Genomic DNA, 5,348 nt, shown 5'->3' on the forward strand with positions numbered 1-5,348 from the left:
GGTCTTTGCCACGCTGGTGGGCCCCGGCTCGGGCCTCTGGCTGTTGTCGCTGATCCTGATCGCCGGTGGCGGCGTGATCGGTGTCTATGTCGCCAAGAAGGTGCAGATGACCGAGATGCCGCAGCTGGTGGCTGCGATGCACTCGCTGGTCGGTCTCGCGGCGGTCTTCGTGGGCTTCAACGCCCACTTCGAGATGGGCCGGGTGCTGGCGATGGACCCCGAGGCGCGCAAGGCGCTGGAAGGGTTTGCCGCGGTACTGGCCAAGAAAAGCGGCGCCGAGCTGGCGATCCTGAAGGTCGAGCTCTTCCTCGGCATCTTCATCGGCGCGATCACCTTTACCGGGTCGGTCGTGGCCTTCGGCAAGCTTGCCGGCAAGGTCACCTCGGCCGCCACCAAGCTGCCGGGCGGGCATATGCTCAACCTCGGCGCGGCGATCCTCTCGGTGCTCTGCCTGATCTGGTACTTCAACACCGGTGGCTTCCTGCCGCTGTTCCTGATGACACTGGCGGCGCTCTTCATCGGCTACCATCTGATCATGGGCATCGGCGGTGCCGACATGCCGGTGGTGGTCTCGATGCTGAACTCCTACTCGGGCTGGGCCGCCGCGGCGATCGGCTTCTCGCTGGGCAACGATCTCTTGATCGTGGTCGGCGCGCTGGTCGGCTCCTCGGGTGCGATCCTGTCCTACATCATGTGCAAGGCGATGAACCGTCACTTCGTCTCGGTCATCCTTGGCGGCTTTGGCGGCCCCTCGGGTGAGCAGATGGCGGTCGAGGGCGAGCAGGTGGCGATCGATGCCGACGGCGTGGCCGCGGCACTGAACGACGCCGACTCTGTGATCATCATCCCCGGCTACGGCATGGCGGTGGCCCAGGCGCAGAACGCGGTCAGCGAACTGGTCAGCAAGCTGCGCGCCAAGGGCAAGAACGTGCGTTTCGCCATCCACCCGGTGGCGGGCCGTCTGCCCGGCCACATGAACGTGCTCTTGGCCGAGGCCAAGGTGCCTTATGACATCGTGATGGAGATGGACGAGATCAACGAGGACTTCCCGGAAACGGATGTTGCCATCGTCATCGGCTCGAACGACATCGTCAACCCGGCCGCCCAGGACGACCCCAACAGCCCCATCGCCGGCATGCCGGTTCTGGAGTGCTGGAAGGCGAAACAGGTTTTCGTGTCCAAGCGCGGCCAGGGCACCGGCTATTCCGGCATCGAGAACCCGCTGTTCTTCAAGGAGAACACCCGGATGTTCTATGGCGATGCGAAGGAAAGCCTGAACAAACTGCTGCCGCTGATCGACTGATCCGGCAGCGGGACGGTGGGTTGAAAACCCACCCTACGGGTGCTGCGCGCGGTGCCAAAACTCAGGAAAGACAGGAAATGACAGATACTCTCGAATTGCGCGGCATGACATGGGATCATCCTCGGGGCTATGATTGCCTTGTGGCGGCTTCGGAGCGCTATGCCCGGGAAACCGGCGTCCGCATCCATTGGAAAAAGCGCACGCTTCAGGCGTTTGCCGATCAATCCATTGCCGATCTCGCCGCCGAGAATGATTTTCTCGTGCTTGATCATCCCCATGTCGGACAGATTGCGGAAAGCCGGTCCTTGATGGCGCTGCCCGCGTGGCAGGACGTGGCAGCCGGGTCCATGGGCGGCTCGGTAGAAAGCTATGTCTATGGCGGTCAGACTTGGGCCTGGCCAATTGACGCGGCCTGCCAGATGGCGGTGATCCGGCCCGACAGCGGGCTCGAGATGCCACACAACTGGGAAGAGTTTCTGACGCCGGAGGCCCGCCGGTTCCGAGCGATCACTCCGCTTCTGCCGGTCGATGCCTTCGACATGCTGATGACGCTGGTGGCGGCGCGCGGTGAAGAGGTTCTGCCGGTCTCGAAAGACGCTTTCGTCAGCGATGCCAATGGTATCGCGGCGCTGGATCTGCTCAAGACGCTGTATAATCTGGGCCCGCCAGAGGCCTGCGAGATGAACCCGATCCGGGTGCTCGAACTCTTGGCGACAGAGCAGGATTTTGCCATGTCGCCCTGCCTCTTCGGCTATGTGAACTACGCCCGCCCCGGATTTCGCCCGCACCAATTGCGATATGTCGACCTGCCGGTGTTTGTCGGTCATGGCACGCGGCGGGGCATCTTGGGCGGTGCGGGGATCGGGGTCTCGGCGCAGACAAAAGCGTCCGAGGCGGCGCTGGATTTTGTCCGCTGGGTGACCTCCGAGCCGGTGCAATCCGGAATCTACCTGGAAAACGAAGGCCAGCCCGCCCATCGCCAGACCTGGAAAAACCGCCGCAGTCACCCGGCCTATGCCGGGTTCTTTGACGGGGCGTTCGACACCATGGCCAATGCCTGGACCCGCCCGCGCGACGATTGGTTCCTGCATTTCGTCGACGATATCTGCGCGGTCATGTCGGACTTCTTCCTCAGGGGCATCGCCTCGGACGATTTCCTGAAGCAGATCAATACTCTTTACCGTCACCACATCACGAAGGGATAAGATCGTGCCAGTTGCTATTGTCACAGGGGGCAACAAGGGCCTCGGGATTGCCCAGACGCGGAAGTTCCTCGACGCGGGGTTCGACGTCCACGTCGTGGCGCGCAGCGAAGGAGAATTGGCCGATCTGTCCGGACCGGTGCATTTCGTGCAGCATGACCTGAGCGTGGCCGCCGATACGTCGTATCTCGACAGTATCCATGCGGAGACCGGGCGCATCGACGTGCTGGTCAACAATGCCGGGATGCACCTGAAAAAGCCGGTCTGGGATGTCGCCGGGGATGAGCTGACCAAAGTGCTGGACCTGAACGTCAAGGCGGTGTTTCTGGCCTGCGGCGCCTATGTCCGGCTTCAGAAAGAGCAGGGCGGGGCGATCGTCAATATCTCGTCCATGGGCGGGGTCATGGCGCTGCCATCGGCCGCCGCTTATGTCACGGCCAAGACGGCAGTCATCGGGCTGACCCGCTCTGTTGCGATCGATGCGGCGCCGTTCGGCATCCGCTGCAACGCGGTCTGCCCGGGGTTCATCGACACCGACATGACGCGCGCGGTTCTGGCGAAAGACCCGGAGCGGCGGGTGAAGATCGAGGGCCGCATCCCGACGCACAAGTTTGGCACACCCGAAAATGTGGCCGATGCGGTGCATTTCCTGGCCAGCGACGCCTCGGCCTACATCAACGGCACGGCCATCCCGGTGGATGGCGGTTATGCCATCGGATTTTAGGAGCAGACCCATGACCTATACCAAGACAATTTTGACAGCGGCCCGCTCCATCGCGGTGGAACAGGCCGAGATGCCCGAGACCATCGAAGAGGGCTGGGTGCGGCTGAAGCTGGCCACGGCCAGCATCTGCGGCACCGACATGCATTACTTCCGTCATTTCGCCAATGCGGGGTTCCAGCTGGATTACCCGGTCACCTTGGGGCACGAGGCCTGCGGTCACGTGGTGGATGCCAATGGCGCGGACCTGGCCGAGGGGCAGTTCGTGGCCATCAACCCGGTGATCGAATGCGGACACTGCGACCGTTGCAAGACCGGCGACATCAACATGTGCCCGAACAAGCGCTTTCCCGGCTCGGCCACGACCAAGCCGCATATCGACGGCTTCTTCCGCGAAACCTTTGATTTTCCGGCGCGCTGCCTCACGCCGGTGGCGGATCACGTCAAACCTGATCACCTGACCTTTGCCGAGCCGCTGGCCTGCGCCATGCATTCGGTCAACCGTGGGGGTATCACCGCCGGGCAGAAGGTGCTGGTGACGGGCTGTGGCCCCATGGGTCTCCTGGCGACGGTGGGCGCCCATGCGCTTGGGGCCGATGTCGATGTGACCGACCTGAAACCCGAGGCGATCGAGGCTGCCCGCGCCGTGGGTGCAAGGGCCGGTTTCGTGACCGGGCGCGATGACATGTGCAAGCTGGACAGCGCTTATGACGTGGTGATCGAGGCGAGCGGATCGCCCCATGCCTATAACCAGGCGCTGGCGGCGGTGCGCAAACAGGGTGTCGTATCGATCCTCTCGCTAATCCAGCCCAGCCAGGTTCCGGTCAACCTCCACCTGATCGCGCTCAAGGAAATCACGGTGACGGGGTCCATCTTGTTTACCGACGAGTTTGCCAAGGCGGTCGCGCTGATCACATCCGGCACAGTGGATTTCGACGCGCTGATCGGCGGCCGTTTCCCGGTGGCCGAGGCCGAGGCCGCCTGTTCGCTGATGGCCCGCGGCGGGGCGGTAGGCAAGGTTCTGATCGCAGCCGACACGTGAGAACAGGTTTTCCGACCAGTGGCGAAGAGCAAATCGAATTCACGTCCAGGTCCGAGGATGCACCCCGTGTTCGGCATGAACGGGTGCGGCGACCCACCCAGGGGAGTGCCCCCACTGGGATAGATTTATCCCGATGTCAGGAGGACCAAGAGATGGCTGGAAAGAGAGACAAACCCGAAGAGTTCGTGCTGAAGCTGCGACAGGTTGAAGTGCTGCAAGGACAAGGCATGGGGGTCGCAGAGGCGGTGCGCCAGATCGGCGTGTCGCAGCAGACCTACTATCGTTGGCGTAACGAATATGGCGGCATGAGCCGTGATCAGTTGAAGCGGCTGAAGGAGCTGGAGACGGAGAATACCCCGCTGAGGCGTGCGGTTTCAGGTCTGACGCTGGACAAGATGATCCTGATCGAGGCCGCCCGGGGGAACTTCTAAGTCCTTCCCGCCGCCGACTGTGCATCGATCGTGTGCGGCAGACCCTTGGCGTATCTGAGCGCCGGGCTTGCCGCACACTCGGGTAGCATCGTTCCACGCGGCGCAAGGCCCCCTGTGGCCTGCCATACGAAGAACGGCTGACCGAGGACATCATCGCACTGACAGAAGAATTCGGGCGCTATGGATACCGCATGATCACCGGAATGCTGAACAGCGGCTGGCATGTGAACCATAAAAGGTCGAACGGATCTGGCGGCGGGAGGGGCTGAAAGTCCCCGAGAAACAACCTAAGAAAGGTCGGCTCTGGCTGAACGATGGGTCCTGCGTTCGGCTGCGGCCGGAGCGCCCGAACCATGTCTGGTCCTATGATTTTGTTCGGGACAGGACTCATGACGGGGGGGATCTTCCGCACCCTGAACATTATCGATGAGTTCACGAACGAGGCCCTCGCGATCCGCGTGAAACGAAAGCTTAATTCTGTCGACGTAGTCGATGCCCTGACCGACTTGTTCATCATGCGCGGCCCGCTTGAGTTCATAAGGTCCGACAACGTCCTATACCGGCAAAATTTGGCTGCTCAGGTCAGCAGGTCATAGGGCATCCGGTGGAGATATAGCCGAAAGTTGGTGATGGCCCTGAGGGGCGGCAT

The 5,348-nt window shown here is 62.3% G+C and carries 4 protein-coding genes and 1 pseudogene; all 5 read left to right on the top strand.

Annotated elements, in window-relative coordinates; genetic code table 11:
• Positions 1-1,303, top strand: a 1,303-nt coding sequence (locus PVW49_RS23500; protein ID WP_274591778.1) for an NAD(P)(+) transhydrogenase (Re/Si-specific) subunit beta, incomplete at its 5' end; no start/stop codon positions are given.
• 77 nt (positions 1,304-1,380) lie between these two features.
• A complete protein-coding gene (locus PVW49_RS23505) occupies positions 1,381-2,508 on the top strand; it encodes an ABC transporter substrate-binding protein (protein WP_274591779.1) in 1,128 nt (375 codons plus the stop codon).
• Between the two features lie 4 nt (positions 2,509-2,512).
• On the top strand, positions 2,513-3,229 hold the full coding sequence (locus PVW49_RS23510; RefSeq protein WP_274591780.1) for an SDR family NAD(P)-dependent oxidoreductase: 717 nt from the start codon (positions 2,513-2,515) through the stop codon (positions 3,227-3,229).
• A gap of 10 nt (positions 3,230-3,239) precedes the next feature.
• Positions 3,240-4,268 (top strand): zinc-dependent alcohol dehydrogenase, encoded by a 1,029-nt coding sequence (locus PVW49_RS23515; protein WP_274591781.1) that lies wholly within the window; start codon positions 3,240-3,242, stop codon positions 4,266-4,268.
• 152 nt (positions 4,269-4,420) lie between these two features.
• A pseudogene (locus tag PVW49_RS23520) lies at positions 4,421-5,250 on the top strand (IS3 family transposase); the annotation flags it as partial.
• Positions 5,251-5,348 lie beyond the last annotated feature (98 nt).

It is taken from the genome of Marinovum sp. PR37 (genome assembly GCF_028807375.1).
In the GTDB taxonomy this organism is placed as follows: Bacteria; Pseudomonadota; Alphaproteobacteria; order Rhodobacterales; family Rhodobacteraceae; genus Marinovum; species Marinovum algicola.

Coding starts and splice junctions, on each gene's coding strand:
- PVW49_RS23505 (WP_274591779.1), top strand. CDS start 1,381: ATGACAGATACTCTCGAATTGCGCGGCATGACATGGGATCATCCTCGG.
- PVW49_RS23515 (WP_274591781.1), top strand. CDS start 3,240: ATGACCTATACCAAGACAATTTTGACAGCGGCCCGCTCCATCGCGGTG.